This is a genomic window from Blastococcus saxobsidens DD2 (assembly GCF_000284015.1).
Taxonomy (GTDB): domain Bacteria; phylum Actinomycetota; class Actinomycetes; order Mycobacteriales; family Geodermatophilaceae; genus Blastococcus; species Blastococcus saxobsidens_A.
This window is the reverse complement of record NC_016943.1, coordinates 2,012,994-2,039,330: the sequence shown is the minus strand read 5'-3', so window position 1 is coordinate 2,039,330 and position 26,337 is coordinate 2,012,994. Positions and strand designations below refer to the sequence as shown.

Here is a 26,337-nt window from a genome sequence, read left to right as displayed (position 1 = left end):
TGAGCAGTGCTCAACAGTCGTTGTAGCGTGTTGAGCACTGCTCAGCAAGCCGGGACCGCGAAGGAGCCGAATCGGTGACCAGCACGCTCGAGGACCAGCCCGTCCCCGTGCGCGGGATGGCCGGAGCACTCCGTGAGGTAGGCATCGCGATCATCGGATCGGGGTTCGCCGGCCTCGGCATGGCGATCACCCTCCGGCGGCGCGGGGAGACCGACTTCGTCCTCCTCGAGCGCGCCGACGACGTCGGTGGCACCTGGCGGGACAACACCTATCCGGGCGCGGCCTGCGACGTGCAGTCCAACCTGTACTCGTTCTCCTTCGCGCAGAACCCCGACTGGGGACGCTCCTACTCCGAGCAGCCGGAGATCCACGCGTACCTGCAGGCGACGGCCGACCGGTTCGACGTCCGCCGGCACTGCGTCTTCGGCGCCGACGTCACCGCCGCCCGCTGGGACGACGCCGCGCAGCGGTGGCTGGTCTCCACCACGGCGGGCGAGTTCCGCGCCCGCGTGCTCGTCTCCGCGGCCGGGGCCCTCGCCGACCCGATCTATCCCGACATCCCGAGCCTGGACACCTTCGCCGGCACCGTCATGCACTCCGCGCGGTGGGACCACTCCCACGACCTCACCGGCGAGCAGGTCGCCGTCATCGGCACCGGCGCCTCGGCCATCCAGGTGGTACCGGCCATCCAGCCGATCGTGGCGAGCATCGCCGTCTACCAGCGCACGCCCGCCTGGGTCGTGCCCCGCACCGACCACCCGGTGCAGCCGTGGACGCGCCGGCTCTACCGCCTCGTCCCGGGTCTGCAGAACGCGATCCGCGGGTTCCTGTACCTGTTCCGCGAGTTCCTCGTCATCGGCATGGCCAAGAACCGGCGCTTCCTCAGGCCGGTGGGAAAGCTCGCGAAGGCCCATCTGCACCGGCAGGTGCGCGACCCGAAGCTCCGCCGGGCCCTGACACCGGACTACACGATCGGCTGCAAGCGGATCCTGATCAGCAACGACTACTTCCCGGCGGTCGCGGCCCCGAACGCCGAGCTGGTCACCGCCGGGATCGCCGAGGTCCGCCCGCATTCCATCGTGACCACGGACGGCGTCGAGCGACCGACCGACACCGTCGTGCTGGCCACCGGCTTCCACGTGACCGACCTGCCGATCGCGGAGAAGATCCGCGGCCGAAACGGGCGCTCGCTGGCCCAGGTGTGGGAAGACGGCATGGTGAGCAACCGCAGCGCCACGGTGGCCGGCTTCCCGAACATGTTCCTGCTGGTCGGCCCGAACGTGGGCGTCGGCCACACCTCGATGGTCTACATGATCGAGTCGCAGGTCGCCTACGTCGACGACGCGCTGAAGACCATGGACGCCGAGGGGCTGGCGGTCCTGGAGACCACCCCGGAGGCGCAGGAGTCCTGGCGGTCGCTGATCGCCGAGAAGTCGAAGGGCACCGTGTGGCTCGCCGGCGGGTGCGCCAGCTGGTACCTGGACCAGCACGGCCACAACACGACCCTGTGGCCGGACTTCACGTTCCGGTTCCGCACGCTCACCCGCACCCTCGACCGGGAGAACTACGTGGGCATCCCCGCCGGCACCGAGCGGCCCGAGGTGGCGGCATGAGCGCCGGCACCCTCCTCCGCCGGGTGGCGGCGGTCCGCACGACCGACGGCGCCGTCCTGCACGCCGTCGTCGAGGGCTCCGACGACGCGCCGGTCACCCTGGTGCTCGCGCACGGCTGGACGCTGGCCCAGGCTGCCTGGGACGACGTCGCCGAGCTGCTCACCCCGCGGGTCGCCGCCGGCGAGCTGCGGCTGATCCGCTACGACCAGCGCGGCCACGGCCGGTCCACCTGGCGTTCTCCCACCCACCCCAGGTACGCAGCTGAGGTCGCGGAGCTCTCCATCGACCAGCTCGGCGCCGACCTCGGCGAGCTGCTCGACCAGCTGGCCCCCACCGGGCCGCTCGTGCTGGCGGGGCACTCCATGGGCGGCATGACGATCATGTGCCTGGCCGCCGCGCGCCCCGAGCTGTTCGGCGACCGGGTCCGCGGGGTGGCACTCGTGTCGACGTCGGCCGGCGACCTCGCCCCGGCCGGCACGACCCCGGCCGAGCGGCTGCAGCTGAAGCTCGCCCCCGGGATGGTCACCGTCGCGATCGGCGGCGCACGGGCTCTGGAGCGCATGCGCCGGCTGCTGCCCCCGACGCATCCGCGGCACCAGAAGCTCGTGCGCGAGCTGCTCTACGGGGCCGACGCCACCGACGAGATGGTCGTCGCCGGAGCGGAGATCATGCACGCCTCGACGGTGCGGGCCTTCGCCGCCTTCTACCCGGCGCTCGGCGAGCACGACAAGCGGCAGGAGCTGCAGGCGCTGACGAGCGTGCCGGTGGAGATCCTGGTCGGGGAGAGCGACGAGCTCACGCCGAAGCGGCACAGCCACCAGCTGGCCCAGGCGCTGCCCGACGCGACGCTGCAGATCATCCCCCGGACCGGGCACATGCTGCCCCAGGAACGCGCGGCGCTGGTCGCCGAGGCGATCGAGCGGCTGCTCGTCACGGCCACGGCCGACCAGGCCGCCGCATGAGGCCCGGGTCCCCGTCATGACGGCGTCGTCCCGTCCCGACCATGCCCGGTCGCGTCGCTCGGCCGGCGACCGGCGGGCGCAGCTGGTGCAGATCGGGCTCGAGCTGCTGCCCACCACGCCGGTGCAGGAGCTCACCATCGACGAGGTGGCCCGCCGGGCGGGCATCAGCCGCAGCCTGCTGTTCCACTACTTCGCGACCAAGCGCGAGTACTACACCGCGGTCACCCGCGCCGCGGCCGACCTGCTGATGACCCACATCCTCCCCGGGCACGAGACGCCGTCGGAGGAGCAGGTCACCGGGATGCTCGACCGTTACGTCGGCTGGGTGGAGACGTTCCGGGAGAGCCACCTGGCCTTCGTGCGCGGCGCCGGCGGCGGCGACCCGTGGGTGTCGGAGGTCTACGAGGAGACCCGCGGCCGGCTGGTGGACGTCGCGCTGACCGCACTCCAGCTGCCCGACGACGCGCTCCGGCGTCAGCTGGTGCTCGCCTGGTTCGCCTTCACCGAGGACCTGGTCGCCCAGTGGGTTCTCGAACCGACGATGACCCGCGAGGAGCTGCTCGAGCTGCTGCGGGACGTCCTCGACCGGCTCGTTCCGCGCTGAAGGACCCCCTCCCGCGCGGAGCCTCCGGGAGGGGGCCGGGATGCGCCGACAGCGGAGCAGGGCACGTGCCGGGTGCCGGTCGGACCCGGGGGACGCCGGTCCGGGGTCACGGGCGAGCCGCTGGGCCTCCCACTCCCCCAGGCCGACGAATGCCACGGCGGCGACGAGACCGGCCAGGATCCAGCCGGTGGGCGGCGACGCGGGCGCGGCCGGGTCCGCGGCGGCGCCGGATCCGACGAGGAGGAACAGCATGCCCCCGGTCACCCACAGCGGCAGCCGCCAGCCGGGGGCGCGGAGCCCGGCCACCAGGCCGACCAGCGGTACGGCGAGGGCGGTCGCCGCGATCGCGGTGTAGAACGTCCCGCCCGACCCGGCCTGCGCCTGGAGGTTCGTCATCTCGATCGCGTACAGGGTGCACGGCGCCGCGAGCAGCAGCGCGAACGGCACCAGCACCGGGGAGATGCCATCGGCACCCGGCCGCCAGACCGCGCGCCCCGCCGGGTGCAGCACGCCGAGCAGCAGCACGACCACGCCGAACCCGACGTAGAAGACCGGGTCGCTCAGCCTGGCCAGCAGGCCGCCGATGTAGAGCCCTCCGAGCATGGCCACCGCCTGCTGGTAGGGCGCCACCCGCTGCCGTGCCTGCCAGAGCAGTGCGACGAACGCCGCACACCAGCCGAGCGCGAGCCACGGCACGTGCACGAGCGCGACGAGCCGGCCGTCCGCGGTCATCGGGGAGCCGTCGGGAGTCACACCACCCACGAGCTGGCCGAGCGAGCCGACGGTGAGCACACCGGTGAGCAGGGCCGCGATGGCGGCGACGACGGTGAAGGAAACGCGCCGCGCCCGGCCGGCGGGGGCGGCGTCCTGAGCAAGGTTCTCGGTCATGCCGGGAGCCTCGGCCGTGCGGCGTCCGCCCCTGTAGTGATCGGCGTCCCGATTCCGCCGGGACGGTCCCGGGACACCCTCATCCGCCGTCGCCGTACCCGGCCCCGCGGGCCCGCAGCACCACCTGGACCCGGTCGGACGTGTGCAGTTTGCCGAAGATCGCCGACACGACGTTCCGCACCGTCTTGGGGCTGAGGAACAGCCGCCGGGCGATCTCCCCGTTGTCGAGCCCCTGCGCCATCAGCTCGAGCACCTCGCGCTCGCGCGTCGACAGGTCGGCGAGGTGCTCGTGCTCCAGGCCGGCCGGCCCGCCCACCAGCGCCGCCACCCGGTGCGCGACAGCGGCGCCGACGACCATCCCGCCGTCCGCCACCGTCTGCAGCGCCCGCCCGACCTCGGCCCGCGACGCGCCCTTGACGAGGTACCCGCGGGCACCGGCCCGCAGGGCGGCGGTCACCGATGCGTCCTCGGCCGACATGGTGAGCACGAGGACGGCGACGTGCGGTGCCTCTCGGACCAGCCGCTCGGTGGCCGCGAGTCCACCGCCGCCCGGCATGGCCAGGTCCATCAGGACGACGTCGGCGCCGCTGGCCACTGCGCGGACCACCGCCTCGTCGCCGCTGGCGGCCTCGCCGACGACCTCGATGCCGGGCAGCGAGCGCAGCAGGGTGGTGATCCCCGCACGGAAACCGGCGTGGTCGTCCGCGACCAGCACCCGGGTCACGCGCCGACCCCGGGCGTGCGCGGCAGGGGGAGGACGGCGGACACCCGCGTCCCGCCTCCCGGGCGGGCGGCGACGGTGCACGTGCCGCCGATCTCCTCGGCGCGCTCGCGCATCGACGTCAGCCCGACCCCCGGGACGACGTCCGCGGGCACGCCCGTGCCGTCGTCGTCCACACGGACGGCGACGTCCCGCTCCCCCACCTCCAGCGCGACGGCGCAGGTCGCGGCCGAGGCGTGCCGGACGACATTCGTGGCGGCCTCCAGCGCGATCCGCAGCGCTGCCACCTCCACGGCGGCCGGAAGTGCCGGGACCCGCTCCGGGGCTGCGAGTGCGCAGCGGACACCGGTGGCCTGCTGCAGCCTGCGCAGTTCCTCGGCCAGTGCCCCCGCCAGCCCCAGCTCGTCCAGCGCCGGCGGACGGAGCCCGTCGACCAGCCGGCGGACGTCGACGACCGCGGCGCGGGCCTGCGCCCGCAGTCCGGGCAGCGCGGCCGCGGCGACACCGGGATCGCTGCGCGCCACCTCCTCCAGTCCCTCCAGCGCGGCGGTGATGCCGGCCAGTGAGGGGCCCAGGCCGTCGTGCAGATCGCGGCGGATCCGGCGCCGCTCGTCCTCGCGGGCGCTGACCAGTCGTTCCCGGGCGTCGGCCAGCCGCCGGGCGAGCAGGTAGGCCTCGGCGGTGACCCCGAGCTGCCGCGCCGCCGCCTCCAGGGCCTGCTCATCCGTGGCGGTGAACCGCTCGCCGTCCCAGCGTGCTCCCACGCACAGGCGGCCGAGCAACTCCGCACCCAGCCGGATGTCCACCTCCCGTCCCTCGGTTCGCGGGTCCCCGGCCGCGCCCCGGTCGCTGCCCACCTCGACGCGGACCCACGGCACGCGTAGCGCGTCGCGCAGCGCCTCGGCGGCGGCGGTCAGCACGTCGGCGGGCTGATCACCGGCCGCGTCGCGGGTCGTCGCCACCGCCAGCCGGCCGGCCACGGCGTCCGGCCGCCCACGGTCGCCGTACATCAATCGGTCGACGCCCGTGCGCAGCCGGGAGAGCAGTGGTCCGGTCAGCGTGGCGACGACGAGCGCGGCGACCACGCCGGCCGGCCAGGAGACGTCGCCGCCGACCACTTCGGAGACCAGCGCCACCACGGTGACGTACGCGCCGAACAGGGACACGACGAGCAGGCCGTGCACCATCGTGCGGTTGACCACCACGTCCAGGTCGAACATCCGGTGCCGCACCATCGCCACGGTGACCGCGATGGCCAGCCAGGTGGCCACGACCATCTCGGCGAGCCCGCCGACCTCGGTCAGGGCGGCGGCGAGCAACGCGAAGGGCAGGAGCACCGCGGGGACGACGACCAGCCGGAACCGTCGCCGCTCGTCACCGACCGCGCGGTGCCGGCGGACGACCACGGCCGCCGAACCGACGGCCACGCCCAGCGCCCACAGCGGATGCGCGACCGCCTCGAGGACGAGCGAGACCTGCTGCGGGACCACGGCCAGCGGGTTCGCCACCGGCACGGCCCGCCAGAGGGACTCCGTGAACGGCATGGTGGCGAAGTGGACGGTGAGCAGGACCGGTCCCCCGGCGGCCAGCGCGGCCGCCGGCCGCCAGCGAGGTGAGGGCAGCCGGCCGTCGGGGAAGAGCAGCAGCAGGCCCAGGACGGACACGGCGGACGACGGCACCCACAGCCAACGGCTCAGCCAGAGGGCGAGCGTGGCCCCGGGCTCGGGCAGCGGCCCGAACAACGCCGCGTTGGCGTATCCACCCGTCAGGACCACGGCCGCGGCGAGCAGCCCGGCGAGCTGCAGCACGCGGGCGAGCGGGTGCCGGGGGTGCCGGCGTCCGATCAGGTGACCGAGCACGGAGTCCATCAGCGCCGCCGTGACGAGGACCGGCAGGAAGGGGTTGACGATCCGGTCGGCACCGGCGCTGAACTCCAGCGCCAGGCCCGCCGCCACGGCCCCGAGAGCGGTCAGCAGCGAGGTCGGCCGCGTCCGGGAGGCCGTGGGCGGTGACGGCAGGCCCTGCTCCGGGCGGGACGCGGTGATCGCCACCGCCTCATGCTGCCGCAGCCGGGACGCCGGGGACAGCCCCGCCGCGGCGCCCTCCGATCGCCGTCACCCGGCCGACGGTGGGGCGTCCGGCGGAAGCGCCCCGCCCGGGAGGCGCGTCAGCCGGCGAGGGTGGTGGGGGCGCGGTCGGCGGCCTCACCGGCCGGCGGCTGCAGGGTGGCGACGACCTCGTTCGCGCTGGCGCCGGTGGCGTCCATCGACTTCTTCACGGCCGCGCCGTAGACGTCGACGTACTCCTGACCCGACAGCGTCATGATCTCGTACATGATCTCGTCGGTGACCGACCGCTCGACGAACCGGTCGCCGGCCAGGCCCTCGTAGCGGCTGAAGTCCAGCGGCTCGCCGAACCGGACCCGCACCCGGGTGATCTTCTTGCCGAACGGCAGCGGCCGGGAGCTGTAGACCACCGCCACGGGGACGACCGGCACACCGATCTCCAGTGCCATGCGCGCGACGCCGATCTTGCCGCGGTACAGCCGGCCGTCGGGCGAGCGGGTGCCCTCGGGGTAGATCCCGAGGAGCTTGCCCTCCCGGAGGATCCGCAGGCCGGTCTGGATGGCGCCCTCGGCGGCCGAGGCGCTGGACCGGTCGATCGGGACCTGGCCGGCACCGGTGAAGAACGCCCGCTGCAGGAAGCCCTTCACGCCCGTGCCGGTGAAGTACTCCGCCTTCGCGAGGAACGTGACCCGCCGCCTGAGCTGCAGCGGCAGGAAGATCCAGTCGGTGGCGGACAGGTGGTTGCTCGCCAGGATCGCGGCGCCCGTCGCGGGCACGTTCTCGGCGCCCTCCGCCTTCGGGCGGAACACGACCCGCGCCAGGGGGCCGATCGCGACGAACTTGAGGAACCAGTAGAACAACACGCCTCCCTCGGGGACTGCCAGACTAGGGATCCTGGGGCCCGAATCACAATCCGGGCACCACCGTGAGCTAGCCGACACCGGCACCACCCGCCGGACGCCGAGGAGGACCAGTGCCCGGACCGACCCCTGCCGCCGAGGTCATGGCCGGTGCGGAGCCGTTCTCCTTCCCGGGCGGTCCCGGGCCCGAGGGCCGCACCGGGGTCCTGCTGGTGCACGGGTTCACGGGGACGCCGATGAGCATGCGGCCCTGGGGCGAGGCCCTGGCCGCCGAGGGTTTCGCGGTGCGGTGCCCGTTGCTGCCCGGCCACGGCACCCGCTGGCAGGACTGCAACACCTGCACCCACGACCAGTGGACGGCGACCGTCGAGGGCGCCTTCGACGAGCTCGCCGCCGGCTGCGACCGCGTGTTCGTGGCCGGCCTCTCGATGGGTGGCACGCTCGCCACCCGGCTGGCCGAGGTCCGGCCCGACGACGTCGCCGGCCTGCTGCTGGTGAACCCCGCTCTGCTGACCCAGCGGCTGGATGCCAAGCTGCTGCCCCTGCTGGCGCGCGTCACGCCCAGCTGGGCGCCGATCGCCAGCGACATCAGGAAGTCCGGCGTCACCGAGCTGGCCTACCGCAAGCTGCCGACCCGCGCGATGATGCAGCTCCGCGGCCTCTGGGCCGCGACCCGGGCGGACCTGGGCCGGGTCACCGCACCCGTGGTCGTCTTCCGCAGCGTGGAGGACCACGTCGTGGAGCCGGTCAACAGCACCATCCTGCTCGCCGGCGTGGGCAGCGCGGACACCACCGAGGTGCTGCTCGAGAACAGCTTCCACGTGGCCACCCTCGACAACGACGCCCCGCTGATCTTCGCCCGGTCCGCGGAGTGGATCCGCGAGCGCGTCCCGGCCGACCAGCCCGACGTGTCCGCGGCGGACCGCCGATGACCGACCGCCGGGGCCGTGGCCGCCGCGACAACGGGCTCGACGCGACGCTGTGGAGCCCGTTGCGCGACGTGGACCCGCGGGTGGGTGAGCACCTGCTCGACGTCCTCGAGGCCGCCGGGATCGCCGCCTACCTGGAGCCGTCCGCCGACGTCGCCCCCTACACCCGGTCGGTGTTCCTGCCCAGTCCGCCCTCGGACCGGCTGTTCGTCGACCGGGCCCGCCGGGCCGAGGCGCGCGGACTGGTCGACCAGTACGCCGACGAGCACCCCGTCGAGCCGCGCGTCGTGCGGCAGACCGGCCGTCCCGCGGTCGACGAGGACGCCGAGTGGCGGCGGATCGTCGCCGCGTTCGAGGCCGAGCACGGGCCCGGGCCCGTCGGAGGCACACCGGTCGAGGCCCCTCCGCCGCCGCCGCACGAGGTGCCGGTCCTGGATCGACCCGACGAGCACTACGAGCCCCCGCCGCCGCCACCGCTCCCGGTGCCCGCACCGGCCGCTCTCTACGCCGTGCTGCTCGTCGTCGCGGGAATCCTGCTGATCGGCGTCCCCAGCGTGCTGGGGTTGTCGGCCGACGTGGGCCTGGTGCTCGGCGTGGGCGTCATCGCCGGTGGCGTCGCCCTGCTCGTGTCGCGCATGGGCGACCGCTCGGACGACGGCGACGACGGCGCCGTCGTCTAGCGCGTCGCCGACGGTGGCGGGCCGGGTCCCCATCGCGCAGGAGGCCGAGAGGACGGCGTCCTTCCGCTAGCGTGCGGCGGGTGAGCTCGCACACCGCCACGGTCGCGCTGACCGGCCACCTCATGGACACCGGGGTCCTCGCCCGCGTCCTGGACGACGTGCTGGAGTACGGCGGCGACTACCGGATCACCAGCCTGGACCTCGGCCGGGAGCACGAGGACGAGTCGACGGCGCGGATCGAGGTCCGTGCCGACGGGGTGGAGCGGCTGGACCGCATCCTGATGCGCGTCCAGGTGCACGGCGCGAATCCCGTCGATCCGGGCACCGCGACCACCCGGCCGGCCCCGGCCGCCGGGGTCTTCCCCGACGACTTCTACTCCACGACGAATCTCGACACCCTCGTCCGGCTGGACCGGGAGTGGCTGCGGGTGGCCAACCCCGAGATGGACTGCGGCCTGGTGGTCACCGAGGAGGCCGGCGACGGGGCGGGTGGGAGGGTCACGGTGCGCACGGTCCCGGTGAGCGACGTGCGCGCCGGCGACGTCGTGGTCTGCGGCGCGTCGGGGGTCCGCGTCGAACTGCCACCGGCGCCGCCGCGGGGCGACGAGGACGACTTCGGCTTCATGTCCTCGGCGGTGTCCAGCGAGAAGCCCCAGGCGCTGCTGGTCCGGCAGATCGCCGAGCGGATGCGCGAGGTGAAGGCCGCCGGCAAGCGGGTGTTGTGGGTCGGCGGGCCGGCGGTGGTCCACACCGGCGCCTCCCCCGCCATGGTGCGCCTGGTCCGGGCCGGCTACGTCGACGTCCTGTTCGCCGGCAACGCACTGGCCACCCACGACATCGAGGCGGCGCTGTTCGGCACCTCGCTGGGCGTGGACCTGGCGAAGGGGTCCGGGGTGCCGCACGGGCACGAGCACCACATCCGGGCGATCAACACGATCCGGGCCGCGGGCTCGATCCGGGCGGCCGTCGACTCCGGCGTGCTCACCGGCGGCGTCATGCACGCCATGGTGGAAGCCGACAAGCCGTTCGTGCTGGTGGGCTCGGTGCGCGACGACGGCCCGCTGCCCGACGTGCACACCGACGTCATCGATGGTCAGCGTGCGATGCGCGCCCAGCTGCACGACGTCGGGTTCGCGATCATGGTCGCCACCATGCTGCACTCCATCGCGACCGGGAACCTGCTGCCGGCGTCCATCCCGCTGGTGTGCGTGGACATCAACCCGGCCACGGTGACCAAGCTGGCCGACCGCGGCAGCGCCCAGGCGATGGGCATCGTCACCGACATCGGCCTGTTCCTCGAGCAACTCGCCCGCGAGCTGGCTCCGGAGGAGTAGTGCCGGTCCAGAGACGTTCGCCCTGAAGGCGGCTTAAGAGGCGCCGCGCCGACGGAACGATGTGCGCAAACGGGCAGTTCTCAGTCCAGAAACTGCCCGTCCGCGCACACCGTTCGGCTGCCGGGTGGCCGCGGTACTGGCTAGGCCTCGCCCTCGGCGACGGCGCGCCTGACCAGGTCGGCGGCGCCCACGATGCCGGCCTGGGCTCCGAGTGCGGCGGCGACGATGCGCGGCCCGGGGCGGAATCCGCGGCCGGGCAGTGCGCGGTCCAGCCGCTCGCGGGCCGGGCCCAGCACCATCTCGCCCAGCACGCTCACCCCGCCGCCGATCACGACCACCTCGGGGTCGAGCACGGCGGCGAGGTCGGCGATGCCCTGCCCGAGCCAGCAGCCCACCTCGGTCACCAGTTCCAGCGCCAGCGGGTCGCCGTCGTAGGCGGCGCGGGCCACGTGCTCACCGGTGAGCCGGTCCGGCTCGCAGTCCACCCGCTCCAGGAGCACCGCGGCCGCGGCCGGTGAGGTGCGGGCGACCTCGCGGGCGGTCTGGCCCAGCGCCGTGCCGCTGGCGTACTGCTCCCAGCAGCCGCGGTTGCCGCACGCGCACAGCCGGCCGTCGGGGACCACGCGCATGTGCCCCCACTCCCCTGCGACGCCGTGCGACCCGCGGCGCAGCCGGCCGTCGAGGACGATGCCCCCGCCGATCCCGGTTCCGAGGGTGATCATCAGCGCCAGGTCGGCGCCCCGCGCCGCTCCGTAGCGGTACTCCGCCCAGGCGGCGGCGTCGGCGTCGTTGCCGACCCAGAGCGGTCGCTGCAGCCGGGCGCCGAGGTCCCTGCGCAGCGTCGAGTTCCGCCACGCCAGGTGCGGGCTGAACAGGACCGTGTCGCCCGTCCGGTCGAACCAGCCGGCGGCGCCGACGCCGACCCCGACGAGCTCGCCCGGGTGCCCGTCCGCCAGCTCTTCGACGACGGCGACGATGGCGTCCTCGGTCTCGCGCACCGACGCCCCGGGCGTACCGCGCCGGGCGGTGGCCAGGATCGTGCCGTCCGGTGCGACCAGCCCGCCCGCGACCTTGGTGCCACCGATGTCGATGCCGAGCGCCGGCCGCGCCGTTCCGTCTGGCTCGGTCACGCGATGTCGATCCGCTGCACGTCCGGCTGCCCCTCGGGACGCTCCTCCTCCGCCGGCGCCGGCTCGGCGGGGGACGCCGCGTCGGAGCCCTCCGCGAAGGTGCGGAGCGCGGCCGCCGTCGTCGCGAGGACGTCGGCCAGGGCCGCGGTCACCTCCGGACGCTCGCCCCGCAGCACCGCCGCTGCCTGGCAGACCGGGCACCAGCGGCAGTCGTCGCCGTGGGCGCCCTCGGCCGCCTCCGGGCGGGACTCCGCGCTGGCGCGGACGGCGTCGAACAGGCGGCGGGCCTGGTCGAGCCAGTCGGCACCCGTGGTCATGTGTTCCTCCCCTCGGCCGCCAGGAGGTCGGCCGGCCACTGCTGCGGATCCGGGCGGAAGCTGATCTCCAGCCGCGCGTCGGCGGTTCCGGGCGAGACCATCCGGCCCCCCGTCACCTCGCACCGGCGCAGCAACGAGTCCAGGCGCAGCGAACGCCGATCCTCTCGCACGCCGATCACGAGGTCATCGCCCCACCGGGTCAGGCCCACCTCCGCGCGGTCGGCGAAGGGCAGTGCCACGGTCAGCTGCCACCCACCCGGCCGCCGCTGCGGGGTGGCGGCCGGCGGCCCGCCGCGTTCGGGGAGGTCCAGCCCGCCGAGCAACGCCACCGCGTCGGTCACGTCGGCCGGCGTGCCCGGCAGCTCGGGGACGGCGTGCAGCGGGGCCACCTCCGCGAGCCGGCCCAGCGCCGCGTCCTGCTCGGCGGCCCGGCGCACCCACCACTCCCCCGTCCCCCCGGCGGGGAACATCCGGGCGACCAGTGCGGCCGGCCGGAGCCCGTGCAGAGCCAGCACGGACGCCGCCCTCCGGTGCGCGGGAACCGCGGCCTCGCGGGCAACGGCGGTGAGCCAGACCGCCGTGGTGGCCGGGTCGGCCAGCCGGTCGGCCGCCAGCAGCCGCTCGACCGCGGGGACGACGTGCAGCACGGCGTCGAGCGGACCGCGCCGGGCGGCGCCGGCGGCCACGGTCGCCGTCCGGACCGCCGCCAGCGCCCGCGCGGTCGGGGGCAGGGCCTGGTCGAGCCACCAGCGGAGGCTTCCGGGGAGCGCCGCGAAGGCGAGTCCGTCGCGCAGCGGCCCGGCGTCCACCACCACCACCTCGGCATCGGCCGTGCCGAGCGCGGCGAGCAGGGCGAGGGCGTCGGCACCCGGCAGCGGCACCACCGAGGTGGCGGGCGGGAGGGTCAGGTGTGGCAGCAGGGCGCCCAGGGCGTCGGCGTGCGCGTCCCACAGGTCCTGGACGGCGCGGCTGCCACCCACCCGTTGGGTACGCAGCCCGGGCACCCCGTCGAGGCCGGGCACCGGGAGATCCTGCCGCGTGAGCAGCAGCGTGCGTCGCCCGCCGAGCGCGGACCTGGCCGCGGCGGCCGCCGCCACGGTCGACGTCCCGGCACCTCCGGGGCCGGTGACCAGCAGCGTGCGCACGCGGGTCAGGCCTCGACGCGCTTCTTGAGCTCCTTGAGCGCGGTGTCCAGGATGACCTTCTCCGCCTTGCGCTTGATCATCCCCAGCATCGGGATGGAGAGGTCGATGGTGATCGAGTAGGTCACCTCGGTCCGGCCCCCGGTCTCGACCAGGGTGTACGAGCCCTCCTGGCGCTTCTGCATCTGTCCCCGGACCAGGGTCCAGGCCACCCGGCGGTCGTCGTCCCAGGTGTACTCGAGGACGTAGTCGTCCTTGACGGCTCCGGCGTCCAGCACGAAGTGCACCTGGCGGGCCCGGCCGTCCGCACCCGTCTCGAGCACCTCGACCTTCTTGGCGGCGGCGACCCACTGCGGGTACGACGGGAAATCGGCGATCACCGCCATGACCTCCGCCGCAGGCGCCTCGATGACGATCGACTGGGTGGACTGGTCCGCCATGGGCAGCAGGCTATCCGCTCCGGGCCCGGTGGGCCCTCCTCGGTACAGCGCTGAGCTACTGCCCGGTAGCACGAGCCGCTAGATTGACGCCCGACGTTCCCGCTCCGGGGCCGCGGGCGACGGTGCCCGCGGCCGGCGGGAAGGAGAGGACCGGGCGTGCGCGAGTTCAGCGTTCCAGCGACCTACCGGGTCGGAGCCGACGAGGCCCTGACCGACATGCTCACCACCAACGTCGCCGAGCACGGCGACGAGGTCGGCCTCCGCCGTCAGGTGGACGGCCGGTGGACCGACGTCACCTGGCAGCAGTTCGGCGAGGAGGTCCGCGGGGTCGCCAAGGGGCTGATCTCCTCCGGCGTGGCCGCCGGTGACCGGGTCGCGCTGCAGGCCAAGACCCGGTACGAGTGGACGGTCCTCGACTTCGCCATCTGGACCGCCGGCGCCGTCGTCGTCCCCATCTACGAGACCTCCAGTGCCGACCAGGTCGCCTGGATCCTGGCCGACTCGGGCGCCACCGCCGCCGTCGTGGAACGCGACGAGCACGCCGAGGCGATCGCCTCCGTGCGTGACCAGGCGCCGGACCTCAAGACCGTGCACGTCATCGACGACGGCGCGATCGAGCAGCTGACCGCGGCCGGCGCGGACGTTCCGGACAGCGAGCTCGCGGCTCGTCGCGCCACGCTGAACGCCGAGAGCCTCGCGACGCTGATCTACACCAGCGGCACCACCGGCCGGCCCAAGGGCTGCGAGCTGACGCATGCGAACTTCCTGTTCGAGATCGGCAACGGCATCACGCTGCTCGAGCGCTTCATGGGCGTGCAGGGTTCGCTGCTGCTGTTCATCCCGCTGGCGCACGTGCTGGCCCGGGTCCTGCAGGTCGGCGCGGTCAAGAACCGCACCGTCATCGGGCACACGCCGGACGTGAAGAACCTGGTCGAGGACCTCGGCGAGTTCAAGCCGACCTTCGTCCTCGCCGTCCCGCGGGTGTTCGAGAAGGTCTACAACCAGGCCAAGGCGAAGGCCGAGGGCGACGGCAAGGGCAAGATCTTCGACAAGGCCGCCCAGGTGGCCATCGACTGGTCGCGCGCCCAGGACACCGGCGGCCCGGGGCTGGGCCTGCGCGCCCAGCACGCGCTGTTCGACAAGCTCGTCTACGGCAAGCTGCGCGCCGCCCTCGGCGGGCGCTGCCTCGGCGCCATCTCCGGCGGCGCACCTCTGGGCGAGCGGCTCGGCCACTTCTACCGCGGTATCGGCGTGACCGTCTTCGAGGGCTACGGCCTGACCGAGACCACCGCCGCCGCGTCGGTCAACCACGACGAGGCACTGCGCATCGGCACCGTCGGGCGCCCGCTGCCCGGCGTCGAGTTCCGCATCGGCGAGGACGGCGAGGTGCTCATCAAGGGCGGCATCGTCATGCGCGGCTACTGGCGCAACGAGGAGGCCACGAAGGAGGCCATCGACGCCGAGGGCTTCTTCCGCACCGGCGACATCGGCGAGCTGGACGACGACGGCTTCCTGACGATCACCGGCCGCAAGAAGGAGATCCTGGTGACCGCGGGCGGCAAGAACGTCGCCCCGGCTGTCCTCGAGGACCGGATCCGGGCCCACCGTCTCGTCAGCCAGTGCATCGTCGTCGGCGACCAGCGCCCGTACATCGCGGCGCTGATCACCCTCGACGAGGAGGCGCTCCCGCAGTGGCTGGCGTCCAAGGGCAAGGACGCCGGCCTGACGCCTGCGCAGCTGCGCGAGGACAACGAGGTGCTCGCCGAGCTCGACGCCGCGGTGAAGGACGCCAACAAGGCCGTCTCGCAGGCCGAGGCGATCAAGAGGTTCACCGTGCTGGGCACCGACTTCACCGAGGACAACGGGATGCTGACGCCGAGCCTGAAGCTCAAGCGGAACGTGGTCATGAAGGAGTTCGGCTCCGAGGTCGACTCCCTGTACGCGCGCTGAGCGCCGACTCCGTACCAGTAGGCAGAGGAACCACTACCTGCGTCCCCGGGCCCACCGACGTAGGTAGTGGTTCCTATGCCTGGTCGCAGCCGGGCTCCAGCAGGCGCGCGAAGTCGGCCGCGATGGTGGTCCAGGACCAGCGCGCCTCCACCCAGGCGCGCCCGGCCTCGCCCATCGCACGGGCCCGCTCGCGGTCGTCCAGCAGCCCGCTCAGCGCGTCCGCCACGGCGCCCGGTGACCGCGGGTCGACGACGTGCCCGGTGACGCCGTCCTGGACCGCTTCGGGTGCTCCACCGGAGGTGCCGGCGACGACCGGACGCCCGCATGCCGCGGCCTCCAGGAACACCATCCCGAGCCCCTCGACGTCGAGTCCCCCGCGGCGGGTGCGGCACGGCATGGCGAAGACGTCGCCCGCCGCGTAGTGCTGCGGCAGCTCGTCGTGGCCCACCGGCCCGGTGAGGACCACGGAGTCCTGCAGGCCACGGGCGGTCACCGCGCGACGCAGGGACGCCTCCGCGGGACCGCCACCGACCAGGAGCAGCCGGGCCCCGGGGTGGCTGGCCAGCACCCGCGACCAGCCGGCGACGAGGACGTCCTGCCCCTTCCGCGCCACCAGGCGGGACACGCAGACGACGACGGGCGCCTCCCCGAGGCCCCACCGGCGCCGCACGGCGGCCCCGTCGACGTCCGGGGTGAACCGGTCGACGTCGACGCCGGGCGAGAGCTGGGCCAGCCGCGTGCGCTCCCCCAGCGCCGGCGCCAGCCGGTCGCGGGTGTACTCGCTGATGTAGGTGAGGACGTCGAGACCCGAGGCGATCCGCTGCATCAGCTGCCGGCTGCCCGGCAGCGCCACCCACCCGGTCTCGTGGCCGTGGGTCGCGCCGACGAGGTGCCGGACGCCCGCGGCCCGCAGCCGCGGGGCCAGCAGACCCAGCGGCGCGGCCGCGCCGAACAACGCGGTGTCGCAGCCGAACCGGTCCGCCAGCTGCACGGCCGCTCGGGCGGTGGCGCGCGTGGGCAGCAGCATCCCGGTGGGCCGGCGCACGACGGGGTACGGCAGGGCCGCGTCGTGCTCAGCGGATCCCGGTGAGTCCGACGCCAGCACCACCAGGGAGTCCGGCGGACGGCGCTCCAGGAGCGCCGCGACGAACGTCTGGATCCCGCCCTGCCGCGGCGGGAAGTCGTTCGTGACGACGAGGGTGCGGGTCACCCGCCCTCCAGCCGCTGCCAGTCCTCGGCCATGGCGATCCGGTGCGCGGCGGTGGGATGACTGCCGAAGTACCAGTGCCACGCCGCCGGCGGATCGGGGTCGGCCAGGTTGGTCGCCGCCAGCCGTCGCTGCATGCCGATGAACGCCTCCGCGTCGCCGGTCAGCTCCAGGGCGCGCAGGTCGGCCCGCGCCTCGATCTGCCGGGACACCAGGTTCTGCACCGGAGTGGCCAGGAGCGTGCCCACGGTGACGAGGAGCAGGAGCAGCGGTGCCACGCGGGGATCGCCGGGCGACTCGGCCCCGGCCCGCCGCAGCAGCGGCATCCAGCTGAGCAGCCAGCCGAGCAGCGCCACGGCCGCCCCGGCGCCCAGCGCGCCCATCAGCGTGCCGGTCAGGATGTCGTCGGTGGCGACGTGCCCCAGCTCGTGCGCCACGATCGCCTCGATCTCCTCGTCCGGCAACTCACCGAGGAGCGTGTCGTAGACGACGATCCGCCGGGTGGCGCCGAAACCGGAGACGTAGGCGTTCAGCGCCGTGGTCCGCCGGGAGGCGTCGGAGACCAGGACGTCCTGGACCGGCGTGCCGTTCTCCTCCGCAAGCGCCAGCAGGTCGCTCCGGAGCTCGCCGACCGGCAGCGACTCGAACTCGTTGAAGGCCGGCTCGATCACGACCGGATAGAGGAAGGAGCCGACCACCACCAGGGCCGCGGTCGCACCGGCGGCCCACGCCCACCAGGAGCGCGGGGCCCGGCGGACCAGCCACAGGAACATCAGGACCACGAGCGTCGTCAGCACCGCGCTGATGGCCACCGAGACGGCGACGTCACGCAGCCAGAGCCCCCAGCCGCGGGTGGAGAGGCCGTACCGGTGCCGGACCGTCTCCGCGTAGACCGACACCGGCAACGTGACGAGCCGCCCGATGGCGACCAGTACGGGGACCCCCACCAGCACCTGGGTGGACCATCGGCCGCCCAGCGGAGCCGCCACGGCCCGCACCAGCCGCCCACCCAGCGGGGTCAGCCCGAGGACCGCCGAGACCGCCAGCCCGAGCACGATCGCGACGAGGGACGCCGGCCGCAGCGCGGCGGCGAAGGCCTCCGCGCGCTCGATCCGGTCGGCGCCCAGCCCGGCGGTGGGGTCCGGTTCGGTGTACCCGCCCGGCGGCTCCGGGAGGACGTCCCACGGGGTGCGGACGACGATCACCACGACGACGGCGATCCCGAGGACGGCCGCGGCCACCAGGGCGGCCCGGCGAGCGTTCACCCGGCCGATCCTAGGCGGCGTCGGACCGGGCGCCGGGACGACGAGGGCCGGTGACCTCCGGAGAGGGCGCCGGCGCTCGCTGCGATGCTCCCGCGACTGTCAGCCGACGATGCGGCGGGCGCTGTTGAAGCTGCCCATCGCTGTCACGCTCGCCACCTTGACCGGCTGGCCGGAGGTCGAGGCGTGCACCATCTGCCCGTTGCCGATGTACATGGCGACGTGGCTGACCGGGCTGTAGAAGAAGAGCAGGTCGCCCGGCTGCAGTTCACTACGGGAGACCGGAACACCCATCTGCGACTGCATCCGGCTGGAGTGCGGCAGCATCACCCCGGCCGCGGCGTAGGCGTAGGACGTCAGCCCGGAGCAGTCGAAGGCGTTCGGACCACCGGCGCCCCACACGTACGGGTCGCCGGCCTGCGCGAGAGCGGTGTCGACGGCCACCTGCGCCGCGGAGCTGGGGGCGGTCACGCCGCTGGGCGCCGGGAGGCTCTCACCTCCGTGCGCGCGGGCCACCTCCTCCTGCTGCTGGGCGGTGAGTGCGTCGTACTGCCGCTGGTAGTCGGCGATCCTGCGCTCGAGTTCCTGCCGCGTGACGGTGATCTCGTCCACGACGCCCTGCGCCGCGGCGGTGGCGGCGGCCGCCGCCTCCCGCGACTCGTCGGCCACCTCGGCCGCCTGCTCCACCTCGGTGAGCACCTCGTCGGTGTGCTCCGCGATCGCATCGAGGGTGCCCAGGGAGAAGATCAGCTCGTCGGTCGAGTCACTGGTCAGGAGGAGGTCGAGCGGGGACATGCCGCTGCCGGTGTAGGCACTGCGGGCCAGCTGGCGGATCTGCCCGTCGAGGGCCGCGAGCTGACCCTCCGCGGCGACGACGGCCGCGCCGGCGGTCGTCGCCGCGGCCTGGTGCCCGGCGAGGACGACCCGTGCATCGTTGAGCTGCTCGGAGACGACCTCGAGCTCGTGGCTGGCCTCGGCCACCCGGGCGGCCGCCTGGTCGGCGGTCCTGACCTCATCGGGGACGGCGGACGCCGTGGCCGGCAGCAGGGTCACGGTCACGGCAGCGACGGCGCTGACCAGGAGACCGGAGCGCAACGCCCCCGAGCGGGGACTCCGCGTGAAAGCCACCTCGCGTTCGGTGTGGCGCTGTTCGCGGACATGCCTCAGGGGTGCGTCTGGGGTCGCCACGTGCGGCGGCTCTCCGTTTCTTCCTCAGCTACCGCCGACCGAGTTAGCTGACGGGTTCGGGCTGGGAAGACTGGCCCTATCCCCCACGCACCGGCGAGCCGGCCGCGGGAGAACTCACCCCAGAACTGCGGTGGGTCCCCGGTACACCCCGGGCGCCGGGACTGCACGCCGCGCGGTGATTAGGCGGTGTTCGGTCGAGGCCACCCCTCGACGGGTGACGACCACCCGGCCGAACGGCGACGACCCTAACGACCTTGATGTGCCTGTGACAAACGGGAACGGTGAGAACGGGTGGGACGGCATCCCGCCCCGTACGGCGCGCCTACCTCGGGATACACCCGGACGGGTGTATCTGCGGCCGCTCCGACGGGCACGGGACGATCAGCCCGTGCGCCGTCCGGATCCCTCGCCGCCGTGGCCGTCGGCGCCGTCGCGGTGACGCAGCGGGGGCACCAGGCCCCCCTCGGCCAGCGCGCGGACAGCCCGGCGCTCCACGTCGTCGAACTCCACCACCACGCCGGGCGGCGGGAGCACGACGTCCTCGGCGGTGACCGGTGCAGGACCACCGGTGCGCCCGGTCATCGGCACCACGACCGGATCGACCCCCTGCCATCCCGGCGGGGCCCCGAGCAGGACGGTGACCACGCAGTCGGCGCAGCCGGTCCCCCGGGCGGTGCAGGTGTCGCAGTCGATGAGCATCGCTTCTTCTCCTCCGTGAGTCGTTCCGCACGCTAGGAGGAGGCACCGACAATTCCGCCGCGGCCGCCGGCACCCGGGCCGCTCTCAGCTGCCCGCGTACTCCCAGTGCCAGGGCTCCTCGCGGCCGGTGCCGGGATCAGCCCACGTGGGGTGCAGGAATCTGAACCGGCGTTCGCCACCATCCAGGCGTACTGGGGGGTGCCGAACGCCTGGATGCCGCCGCAGAGATCCACCGCCAGCCCCCAGCCGTGGTTGCTCGTTCCGGGCACCGCCGCGAGCGCCGGCTTCTGCCCGTACAACCGCACCTGGCCGGCGTAGGTCCGGTAGGAGTCGGTGATGCAGATCGGAGCGCCGAGAGCCGCGGCGTAGGCCGCCGACATCGCCCGGTAGGCGGCCGCCGCGTCGCAGCGCAGCACGTGCCCGGCGGAGCCGAGGGAGCACATCGCGCTCGGGGGAATCAGCCCGTTGGGATAGCCACCCCAGGACCGGGCGCCGTCGTAGCTCGGCGGGTAGACGGTGGTGCCGCACTCGGTGCGCAGCGCGCCGGCGGCCGGGGCCGGCACGGGTACCGGAGCACGCAGGCCGAGGGGTGGGCGCCCGACGGCCAGCACCTGGTCCCCGGGGAGCGACCGCACCACCACGGCACCGGCCCGGGCGTCCGCGGCGAGCATGGTGCGCGGGTCGAGGGCCAGCCCGACGTGCCCGAGCCGCGCTTCCTGCGAGCCCAGGAAGACCAGGTCACCGGGGAGCACGTCCGCAGGGGCGACCGGCGCCACCCGGGCGAACAGCTCGCCCTGGCTGGCCGGGAGCGCCACGCCGGCCCGCTGGTAGGCCGCCTGCACCAGAGCTCCGCAGTCCCACGATCGGGGCCGGCCGTCCCGGGGGCGTAGGGCCGCCCCAGCGCCTCCATCGCTGCGCTGACCGCCGTGAGGGTCTCCGCGGGCAGCACCAGCAGAGAGCTGGGTCGGCCGGGCAACTGGGCCACGCCCCGCTGCGCGCCACCGCCGGCCGCCGCGACCGGCACGAGCCGATCGGGCAGGGTGCGCACGGGGTCGCGCAGTACCGCGGCCGGTAGCGCGGCGACCCCCGCCCCCGTCAGCTGCTCGACGTAGGCCCGCCAGTTGACCGCGGTCCGCTCGTTGACCGCCACCTGTTCCCGCTGCAGGCTCTCCAGCTGGCCATCCACCACCTCCAGCGCCTGGCCCAGCTCGGCGGTCACCGCCTCGGCGGCCGCCTCGAGCTCGGCCACCCGGGTGGCCACCTCGTCGGCCCGCGCCCGCGCCTGGTCCAGGGCGGCCTGCGCCCGTCGTCGCTCCTCGAGGGCCGCCCGCCGGTGTCCCTCGGCCACCGCGATGACCTCTGCGGCGTGCGCATCGACGGCGTCGAGGAACCCCATGGCGGAGACGACCTCGCCGGGATCGCCCCCGCCGAGCAGGATCGTCAGCGGAGTGAGCGCGCCACCGTCGCGGTAGATCGCACGCGCGTACCCGGCGATCTCCCGCTGGTGCACCGCCAGCGCGCCCTGCGCGTCGGCGAGGACGTGCCGCGACGCCTCCACCGCCGACTGGGCCGCTGCCAGCGCCTCCCGTGCGGCCACCACGTCGGCCTGCTGGGCGCGCAGCCCCTCCTGCACCTCCGCCGCCCGCCGTTGCAGGCGATCGAGGTCGCGGCTGTCGAGCACCCCGGAGGTACCGCCCGGCTGGCCGCTGGGGGCGGCCGACGCCGTTGCACCGGGCAGCAGCGCGACCACGCACGCCACCAGCACGGCCGTCGCGACGCGGTACCGCGCCCGCGCACGGCGGCGCCGCCAGGGGCCGGCGAGTATGGCACCACCTTCACGTGTCCGACCGGCGGACGCAGCGACGGCGCCAGCACCGGCACGCATGGTGTCGTCCCGAGGCGGGAAACGCCAGGTGAAAGGCCCGCGCGGTGCCCGGAACCGCCCGGTCGGGGGGTCGTCGGCGCCGGCCCCGACGGCGCGCGTCCCCCCGACTGTCAGCACCCCGACCTAGCGTCCGCCCCGTGCCACCCTCCCCCGCATCACCGCGCTACCAGCAGGTCACCATCGACGAGGTCGGCACGCCGCTCGCGCAGGTCACCTTCGTCGTCGTCGACCTGGAGACCACCGGTGGCTCCCCCAAGGACAGCGCGATCACCGAGATCGGGGCGGTGAAGGTCCGCGGCGGCCAGGTGCTCGGCGAGTTCCAGACCCTGGTCGACCCCGGCCACGCGATCCCCCCGTACATCAGCGTGCTCACCGGGATCACGTCCTCCATGGTCGCGGCGGCGCCGCGCATCGGTTCGGTCCTGCCGTCCTTCCTCGAGTTCGCCCGCGGCGCGGTGCTGGTGGCGCACAACGCACCGTTCGACCTCGGGTTCCTCAAGGCCGCCTGCGCGGAGAACGGGCTGGCCTGGCCGGCTGCGGCCTCGGTGGACACCGCCGTCCTGGCCCGCCGGCTGCTCAGCCGCGACGAGGTCCCGAACTGCAAACTCGCCACCCTCGCCCCGTACTTCTCCGCCACCACCTCGCCGACCCACCGGGCGCTCGACGACGCCCGTGCCACCGTCGACGTCCTGCACGGCCTCTTCGAGCGGCTCGGCCCGCTCGGGGTCACCACGCTCGAGGAGCTCACCGGGCTGACCCGTCAGGTCGACCCCGAGCGCCGGCGCAAGCGGGACCTGGCCGACGGCGTCCCCCACGGCCCCGGTGTCTACCTCTTCCGCGGGCCCCGCGACGAGCCGCTCTACGTCGGCACCTCCACCGACCTGCGCAGCCGGGTCCGCAGCTACTTCACCTCCGGGGAGCAGCGGAGCCGGATCACCGAGATGGTGGCCCTGGCCCAGCGGGTGGACGCCGTTCCCTGCGCGCACGCCCTTGAGGCGGCCGTCCGCGAGCTCCGGCTGATCGCCCAGCACAAGCCCCGGTACAACCGCCGCTCCCGCTTCCCGGAGCGGGCACTGTGGGTCCGGCTCACCGAGGAGCCCTTCCCGCGGTTGTCGGTCGTGCGGCGGGTACGACCCGACGCCGGGGTGTTCCTGGGGCCGTTCCCCGACCGCCGGGCGGCCGATGCGGCCGTGGCCGCCGTGCACGAGGCCCTGCCGTTGCGGCAGTGCACCGCGCGGCTGTCCCCCCGGACCCCGATCAGCGCCTGCGCGCTGGCCGGCATGGGCCGCTGCGGTGCGCCGTGCACCGGCGCGCAGTCGGTCCTGGAGTACGCCGATGCCGCCGGCGTCTTCGCCGCCGCGGTCACCTCCGATCCGCAGCCGCTGCTCGCCCCGCTGATCGCGCGGGTGGACCGGCTCGCCGGGGAGGAACGGTACGAGGACGCCGCCGTGCTGCGCGACCGGATCGCGGTCCTCGTCCGCGCCGTGCGGCGGCGGCAGCGGCTGGCGTCCCTGGCCGCCGTCCCGGAGCTGGTGCTGGCCCGTCCCGACGGTGACGGCGGCTGGGAGCTGTCGGTCGTCCGGCTGGGACGGTTGGCGGCCGCCGGCAACGCCCCCCGGGGGACCACGGTCCGGAGCGTCCTCCCGGTGCTGCTGGCGACGGCGGAGACGGTGGCCGGGGCGGACGGCGAACGGACCACGTCGGTGGACGAGACCGAACTGGTGCTCCGCTGGCTGGAGAAGCCCGGCACCCGCCTGGTGCAGCTCACCGGGACGCTGGCCAGCCCCGCACCCGGCACCGGCGCCTACAGCGGCTTCCTCGCGCGCGTGGAGACCGGCCGCGACGCCCGCGACCCGTTCGCCGACGGTCGGTCGCTGGGCACCCGCGCGCGGCCGGAACGGATAGCATCCTCGGCGTGATCACCGCCATCGTGATGATCGACGCCAGCACCGACTCGATCGCGGAGGTCGCGCAGGCCGTCGCCGAGCTCGACGGAGTCAGCGAGGTCTACTCCGTCGCCGGTGATGCCGATCTGATCGCCATCGTCCGCGTCCGCGAGTTCGAGCAGGTCGCCGAGGTCATCGCCGGCCGCATCAACAAGGTGCCGGGCGTGGTGGACACCGACACGCACATCGCCTTCCGCGCCTTCTCGCGGCACGATCTGGAGGCCGCGTTCTCCATCGGCGTCGACAGCGCCGACTGAAGCGGCGTCCGGTCCTCCGTCAGCCCCGAGCGGCCCGGCTGACGTCGATCCAGCGGTCCAGCAGGGCCGACGCCCGACCGTCGTCGACTGCGGCGGCGGCCTTCTGCAACCCTGCCGCGAGGGCCTCGTGCAGCCGTGCCGGCCGCTCGTCGAAGGCCACCAGGGCGGCCGCCGCATTGAGCAGCACCGCGTCCCGCACCGGCCCGCGCTCACCGTCCACCACGCGACGGAACACGTCCGCGTTGGCCCGCGCGTCACCGCCCCGCAGAGCATCGCGCCCGGGCACCTCGATGCCCAGGGCCGACGGGTCCAGGCGCTCGGCCTCGACCGCGCCGTCCCGCACCGTCCACACCGCCGAGGTCGTGGCCGTCGTCAGCTCGTCCAGGCCGTCGTCGCCACGGAAGACCAGCGCCCGGGTTCCCCGCGCCGCCAGGACCTCGGCCAGCACCGGCGCCATCCGCAGGTTGGCGCAGCCGATGGCCGCCGCGACCGGCCGGGCAGGGTTGGTGAGCGGGCCCAGGAAGTTGAAGACGGTGGCGATCCCCATCTCCCTCCGGGCGGGCCCGGCGTAGCGCATGCCCGGGTGGAACACCGGCGCGAAGAAGAAACCGATGCCCGCCTCGCGGACGCAGTGCGCCACACCTGCCGCGGGCAGATCGATGACCACACCCAGCGCCTCGAGCACGTCCGCCGCGCCCGACGACGAGGACGCGGCGCGGTTGCCGTGCTTGGCCACCGGCGCGCCGGCAGCAGCCGTGACCACCGCGGCCATCGTGGAGATGTTCACGGTGTGAGCTCCGTCGCCGCCGGTGCCCACGATGTCGACGCAGTCCAGCGGCAGCTCGACCGGCGTCGCCTGGGCCAGCATCTCGGTGGCCAGCCCTGCGACCTCCTCAGGAGCCTCGCCCTTGGCGCGCAGGGCCACGGTGAACCCCGCCACCTGGGCCGGCGTCGCCTCGCCGGTCATCACTTCACGCATCGCCCAGCGCGTGTCCTCGGCGGACAGGTCCTGACCGGCCAGGAGGCGGTTGAGCAGCCCCGGCCACGACGGTGCGGGGGACGGCACCGACCGCGTCACGGGCCGACCGCGGCGCGCCGCGCGTGGCTGCGGAGGAGATCGGCCACCACCTCGGGGGCGACCAGCGGGTCGACGGGGAACGCGAGGGTCGCCTCGGCCCGGGACCAGTGCGCCAGCCAGCGGTCGGGCTGCCGGGCGATGAGCACGCAGATCGCCGGCCGGTCGGCGACCTCGACCTCCAGCTGCCGGGTCAGCGCGAGGCCTCCGGTGGGTTGCGCCTCGCCGTCGAGCACGCAGAGGTCGATGCCGCCGGCATCCACGGCGGCGACGACCTCGTCACCGGACGAGCACTCCAGCCAGGTGATCGGCCCCACGTCGGCGGCCGGACGCCGGCCCACCGCCGTCCGGACGGCGTCGCGCACCTCGGGACGGTGGCTGTAGAGGAGCACGGTCGCCGGCGCGGCGGAGTTCTCGGCAGCACTCACGTGGCCGAGCCTAGTGCCCCGGGCCGTTGTCGCAGGCCAACTCCGGCAAGTCGGTATCGAGCCGGTCACGGTGACGCCACGCCCACCGCACCCGCGGTCGTGACGGGGGCATGCCGGTGCCATGATGAGCCCCGTGACAACGGCCCCCGTCGCGAGCAGCACCTTCGACACATCGCGGGTGCACTCCCTGACCCGACCGAACATGGTCAGCGTCGGCACGATCATCTGGCTCGCCAGCGAGCTGATGTTCTTCGCCGGCCTGTTCGCCATGTACTTCACCGCCCGAGCCCGGGCCGGCGCCGAGAGCGGCTGGCCGCCGGAACCCACCGAGCTGAACCTGCCGTACGCCACGTTCTTCACCGTGATCCTCGTGCTCTCCTCGGTCACCTGCCAGTTCGGTGTCTTCGCGGCGGAGAACGGGAACGTCTACGGCCTGCGCCGCTGGTTCACCATCACGTTCGTGATGGGCCTGGTCTTCGTGCTCGCACAGGCGAACGAGTACCGCGAGCTGGTCGCGCACGGCACCACCATCTCGTCGTCCACGTACGGCTCGGTCTTCTACATCACGACGGGCTTCCACGCCCTGCACGTCATCGGTGGGCTCGTCGCCTTCGTCTACGTGCTCATCCGGTCCACCATGGGCCGTTTCACGCCGGCACAGGCGACCTCGGCGATCGTGGTCTCCTACTACTGGCACTTCGTCGATGTCGTGTGGGTCGGGCTCTTCGCCACGATCTACCTGATCCGCTAGGGA

At 74.3% G+C, this 26,337-nt stretch carries 24 protein-coding genes, 1 pseudogene and 1 riboswitch; of the genes and pseudogenes, 10 read left to right on the top strand and 15 right to left on the bottom strand.

The features are described from left to right. The first annotated feature begins 74 nt into the window (after positions 1-74). From BLASA_RS09610 to BLASA_RS09600, 3 genes are read left to right on the top strand one after another with little or no spacing between them, the layout of a single operon-like run. On the top strand, positions 75-1,613 hold the full coding sequence (locus tag BLASA_RS09610) for a flavin-containing monooxygenase (RefSeq protein WP_014375929.1): 1,539 nt from the start codon (positions 75-77) through the stop codon (positions 1,611-1,613). Continuing rightward, on the top strand, positions 1,610-2,575 hold the full coding sequence (locus BLASA_RS09605; RefSeq protein WP_014375928.1) for an alpha/beta fold hydrolase: 966 nt from the start codon (positions 1,610-1,612) through the stop codon (positions 2,573-2,575). The genes BLASA_RS09610 and BLASA_RS09605 overlap by 4 nt, the downstream gene beginning before the upstream one ends. Before the next feature lie 16 nt (positions 2,576-2,591). Then, positions 2,592-3,179 carry a TetR/AcrR family transcriptional regulator gene (locus BLASA_RS09600; RefSeq protein WP_014375927.1) on the top strand — a complete coding sequence of 196 codons (588 nt, stop codon included), beginning with the start codon at positions 2,592-2,594 and terminating at the stop codon, positions 3,177-3,179. A gap of 967 nt (positions 3,180-4,146) precedes the next feature. Here BLASA_RS09600 and BLASA_RS09595 read toward each other — a convergent pair. The 3 genes from BLASA_RS09595 to BLASA_RS09585 all read right to left on the bottom strand — a co-directional run bounded on the left by BLASA_RS09595 (position 4,147) and on the right by BLASA_RS09585 (position 7,717). Next, entirely contained in the window at positions 4,147-4,791 is a 645-nt protein-coding gene (locus BLASA_RS09595) for a response regulator transcription factor (RefSeq protein WP_014375925.1), read from the bottom strand. Continuing rightward, positions 4,788-6,839 carry a sensor histidine kinase gene (locus BLASA_RS09590; RefSeq protein WP_014375924.1) on the bottom strand — a complete coding sequence of 684 codons (2,052 nt, stop codon included), beginning with the start codon at positions 6,837-6,839 and terminating at the stop codon, positions 4,788-4,790. The genes BLASA_RS09595 and BLASA_RS09590 overlap by 4 nt, the downstream gene beginning before the upstream one ends. 116 nt (positions 6,840-6,955) lie before the next feature. Continuing rightward, on the bottom strand, positions 6,956-7,717 hold the full coding sequence (locus tag BLASA_RS09585; RefSeq protein ID WP_231839595.1) for a lysophospholipid acyltransferase family protein: 762 nt from the start codon (positions 7,715-7,717) through the stop codon (positions 6,956-6,958). Positions 7,718-7,827: 110 nt separating this feature from the next. Between BLASA_RS09585 and BLASA_RS09580 the strand changes: the two genes are divergently transcribed. The 3 genes from BLASA_RS09580 (at position 7,828) to BLASA_RS09570 (ending at position 10,657) form a co-directional block, all read left to right on the top strand. Beyond that, positions 7,828-8,646: an alpha/beta hydrolase gene (locus BLASA_RS09580; RefSeq protein ID WP_014375922.1), complete on the top strand. Its 819-nt coding sequence runs from the start codon at positions 7,828-7,830 to the stop codon at positions 8,644-8,646. After that, positions 8,643-9,323, top strand: a complete 681-nt coding sequence (locus BLASA_RS09575; protein WP_014375921.1) for a hypothetical protein — start codon at positions 8,643-8,645, stop codon at positions 9,321-9,323. The genes BLASA_RS09580 and BLASA_RS09575 overlap by 4 nt, the downstream gene beginning before the upstream one ends. Before the next feature lie 80 nt (positions 9,324-9,403). Then, on the top strand, positions 9,404-10,657 hold the full coding sequence (locus BLASA_RS09570; protein ID WP_014375920.1) for a TIGR00300 family protein: 1,254 nt from the start codon (positions 9,404-9,406) through the stop codon (positions 10,655-10,657). Positions 10,658-10,797: 140 nt separating this feature from the next. Here BLASA_RS09570 and BLASA_RS09565 read toward each other — a convergent pair whose 3' ends face one another. Genes BLASA_RS09565 through BLASA_RS09550 form a run of 4 tightly spaced genes read right to left on the bottom strand, consistent with a single transcriptional unit; the run spans position 10,798 to position 13,686 of the window. Next, complete coding sequence (locus tag BLASA_RS09565; RefSeq protein WP_014375919.1) at positions 10,798-11,787, bottom strand: ROK family glucokinase; 990 nt, start codon at positions 11,785-11,787, stop codon at positions 10,798-10,800. Further along, positions 11,784-12,104 carry a hypothetical protein gene (locus BLASA_RS09560; protein ID WP_014375918.1) on the bottom strand — a complete coding sequence of 107 codons (321 nt, stop codon included), beginning with the start codon at positions 12,102-12,104 and terminating at the stop codon, positions 11,784-11,786. The genes BLASA_RS09565 and BLASA_RS09560 overlap by 4 nt, the downstream gene beginning before the upstream one ends. Beyond that, positions 12,101-13,249 (bottom strand): ion transporter, encoded by a 1,149-nt coding sequence (locus BLASA_RS09555; protein WP_014375917.1) that lies wholly within the window; start codon positions 13,247-13,249, stop codon positions 12,101-12,103. The genes BLASA_RS09560 and BLASA_RS09555 overlap by 4 nt, the downstream gene beginning before the upstream one ends. Before the next feature lie 5 nt (positions 13,250-13,254). Next, positions 13,255-13,686: an SRPBCC family protein gene (locus BLASA_RS09550; RefSeq protein ID WP_014375916.1), complete on the bottom strand. Its 432-nt coding sequence runs from the start codon at positions 13,684-13,686 to the stop codon at positions 13,255-13,257. A 156-nt stretch (positions 13,687-13,842) separates the two neighbouring features. Between BLASA_RS09550 and BLASA_RS09545 the strand changes: the two genes are divergently transcribed. Further along, positions 13,843-15,636 carry an AMP-dependent synthetase/ligase gene (locus BLASA_RS09545; RefSeq protein WP_014375915.1) on the top strand — a complete coding sequence of 598 codons (1,794 nt, stop codon included), beginning with the start codon at positions 13,843-13,845 and terminating at the stop codon, positions 15,634-15,636. 73 nt (positions 15,637-15,709) lie between these two features. On the opposite strand, the gene BLASA_RS09540 is transcribed toward BLASA_RS09545, so the two are convergent. From BLASA_RS09540 to BLASA_RS26575, 6 genes and pseudogenes are all read right to left on the bottom strand, one after another. Then, on the bottom strand, positions 15,710-16,846 hold the full coding sequence (locus BLASA_RS09540) for a glycosyltransferase family 4 protein (protein WP_014375914.1): 1,137 nt from the start codon (positions 16,844-16,846) through the stop codon (positions 15,710-15,712). Beyond that, complete coding sequence (locus BLASA_RS09535; protein WP_014375913.1) at positions 16,843-18,108, bottom strand: M48 family metallopeptidase; 1,266 nt, start codon at positions 18,106-18,108, stop codon at positions 16,843-16,845. Before BLASA_RS09535 ends, BLASA_RS09540 begins: the two co-directional genes overlap by 4 nt. A 99-nt stretch (positions 18,109-18,207) precedes the next feature. Then, positions 18,208-19,164 carry a C40 family peptidase gene (locus BLASA_RS09530; RefSeq protein WP_231839594.1) on the bottom strand — a complete coding sequence of 319 codons (957 nt, stop codon included), beginning with the start codon at positions 19,162-19,164 and terminating at the stop codon, positions 18,208-18,210. A 145-nt stretch (positions 19,165-19,309) separates the two neighbouring features. Further along, a riboswitch (cyclic di-AMP (ydaO/yuaA leader) is annotated at positions 19,310-19,489 on the bottom strand. A 185-nt stretch (positions 19,490-19,674) separates the two neighbouring features. Further along, positions 19,675-19,992, bottom strand: coding sequence for a hypothetical protein (locus BLASA_RS09525; RefSeq protein ID WP_014375911.1), 318 nt, complete (start codon positions 19,990-19,992; stop codon positions 19,675-19,677). 32 nt (positions 19,993-20,024) lie between these two features. Then, positions 20,025-20,435, bottom strand: coding sequence for a M15 family metallopeptidase (locus tag BLASA_RS25920; protein WP_231839593.1), 411 nt, complete (start codon positions 20,433-20,435; stop codon positions 20,025-20,027). Between the two features lie 240 nt (positions 20,436-20,675). Beyond that, a pseudogene (locus tag BLASA_RS26575) lies at positions 20,676-20,807 on the bottom strand (hypothetical protein); the annotation flags it as partial. Positions 20,808-22,014: 1,207 nt separating this feature from the next. On the opposite strand from BLASA_RS26575, the gene BLASA_RS09510 reads away from it, so the two are divergent. Beyond that, positions 22,015-23,796 carry a DEDD exonuclease domain-containing protein gene (locus BLASA_RS09510; protein ID WP_014375908.1) on the top strand — a complete coding sequence of 594 codons (1,782 nt, stop codon included), beginning with the start codon at positions 22,015-22,017 and terminating at the stop codon, positions 23,794-23,796. Beyond that, a complete protein-coding gene (locus BLASA_RS09505; protein ID WP_014375907.1) occupies positions 23,793-24,080 on the top strand; it encodes an Lrp/AsnC family transcriptional regulator in 288 nt (95 codons plus the stop codon). The genes BLASA_RS09510 and BLASA_RS09505 overlap by 4 nt, the downstream gene beginning before the upstream one ends. Before the next feature lie 19 nt (positions 24,081-24,099). Here the strand turns inward: BLASA_RS09505 and trpD are convergent, their stop codons facing one another. Further along, entirely contained in the window at positions 24,100-25,158 is a 1,059-nt protein-coding gene (trpD, locus tag BLASA_RS09500; RefSeq protein WP_014375906.1) for an anthranilate phosphoribosyltransferase, read from the bottom strand. Beyond that, positions 25,155-25,583, bottom strand: coding sequence for a hypothetical protein (locus tag BLASA_RS09495; protein WP_014375905.1), 429 nt, complete (start codon positions 25,581-25,583; stop codon positions 25,155-25,157). Before BLASA_RS09495 ends, trpD begins: the two co-directional genes overlap by 4 nt. 124 nt (positions 25,584-25,707) lie before the next feature. On the opposite strand from BLASA_RS09495, the gene BLASA_RS09490 reads away from it, so the two are divergent. Next, a complete protein-coding gene (locus BLASA_RS09490) occupies positions 25,708-26,334 on the top strand; it encodes a cytochrome c oxidase subunit 3 (protein WP_197536281.1) in 627 nt (208 codons plus the stop codon). Positions 26,335-26,337: the final 3 nt, after the last annotated feature.

Bases quoted from the DNA above. Each gene is read 5' to 3' on its own strand.
- BLASA_RS09525 (WP_014375911.1), bottom strand. From the start codon at position 19,992: ATGCTCATCGACTGCGACACCTGCACCGCCCGGGGGACCGGCTGCGCC.
- BLASA_RS09605 (WP_014375928.1), top strand. From the start codon at position 1,610: ATGAGCGCCGGCACCCTCCTCCGCCGGGTGGCGGCGGTCCGCACGACC.
- BLASA_RS09490 (WP_197536281.1), top strand. From the start codon at position 25,708: ATGAGCCCCGTGACAACGGCCCCCGTCGCGAGCAGCACCTTCGACACA.
- BLASA_RS09600 (WP_014375927.1), top strand. From the start codon at position 2,592: ATGACGGCGTCGTCCCGTCCCGACCATGCCCGGTCGCGTCGCTCGGCC.
- BLASA_RS09550 (WP_014375916.1), bottom strand. From the start codon at position 13,686: ATGGCGGACCAGTCCACCCAGTCGATCGTCATCGAGGCGCCTGCGGCG.
- BLASA_RS25920 (WP_231839593.1), bottom strand. From the start codon at position 20,435: ATGTGCTCCCTCGGCTCCGCCGGGCACGTGCTGCGCTGCGACGCGGCG.
- BLASA_RS09575 (WP_014375921.1), top strand. From the start codon at position 8,643: ATGACCGACCGCCGGGGCCGTGGCCGCCGCGACAACGGGCTCGACGCG.
- BLASA_RS09560 (WP_014375918.1), bottom strand. From the start codon at position 12,104: ATGACCACGGGTGCCGACTGGCTCGACCAGGCCCGCCGCCTGTTCGAC.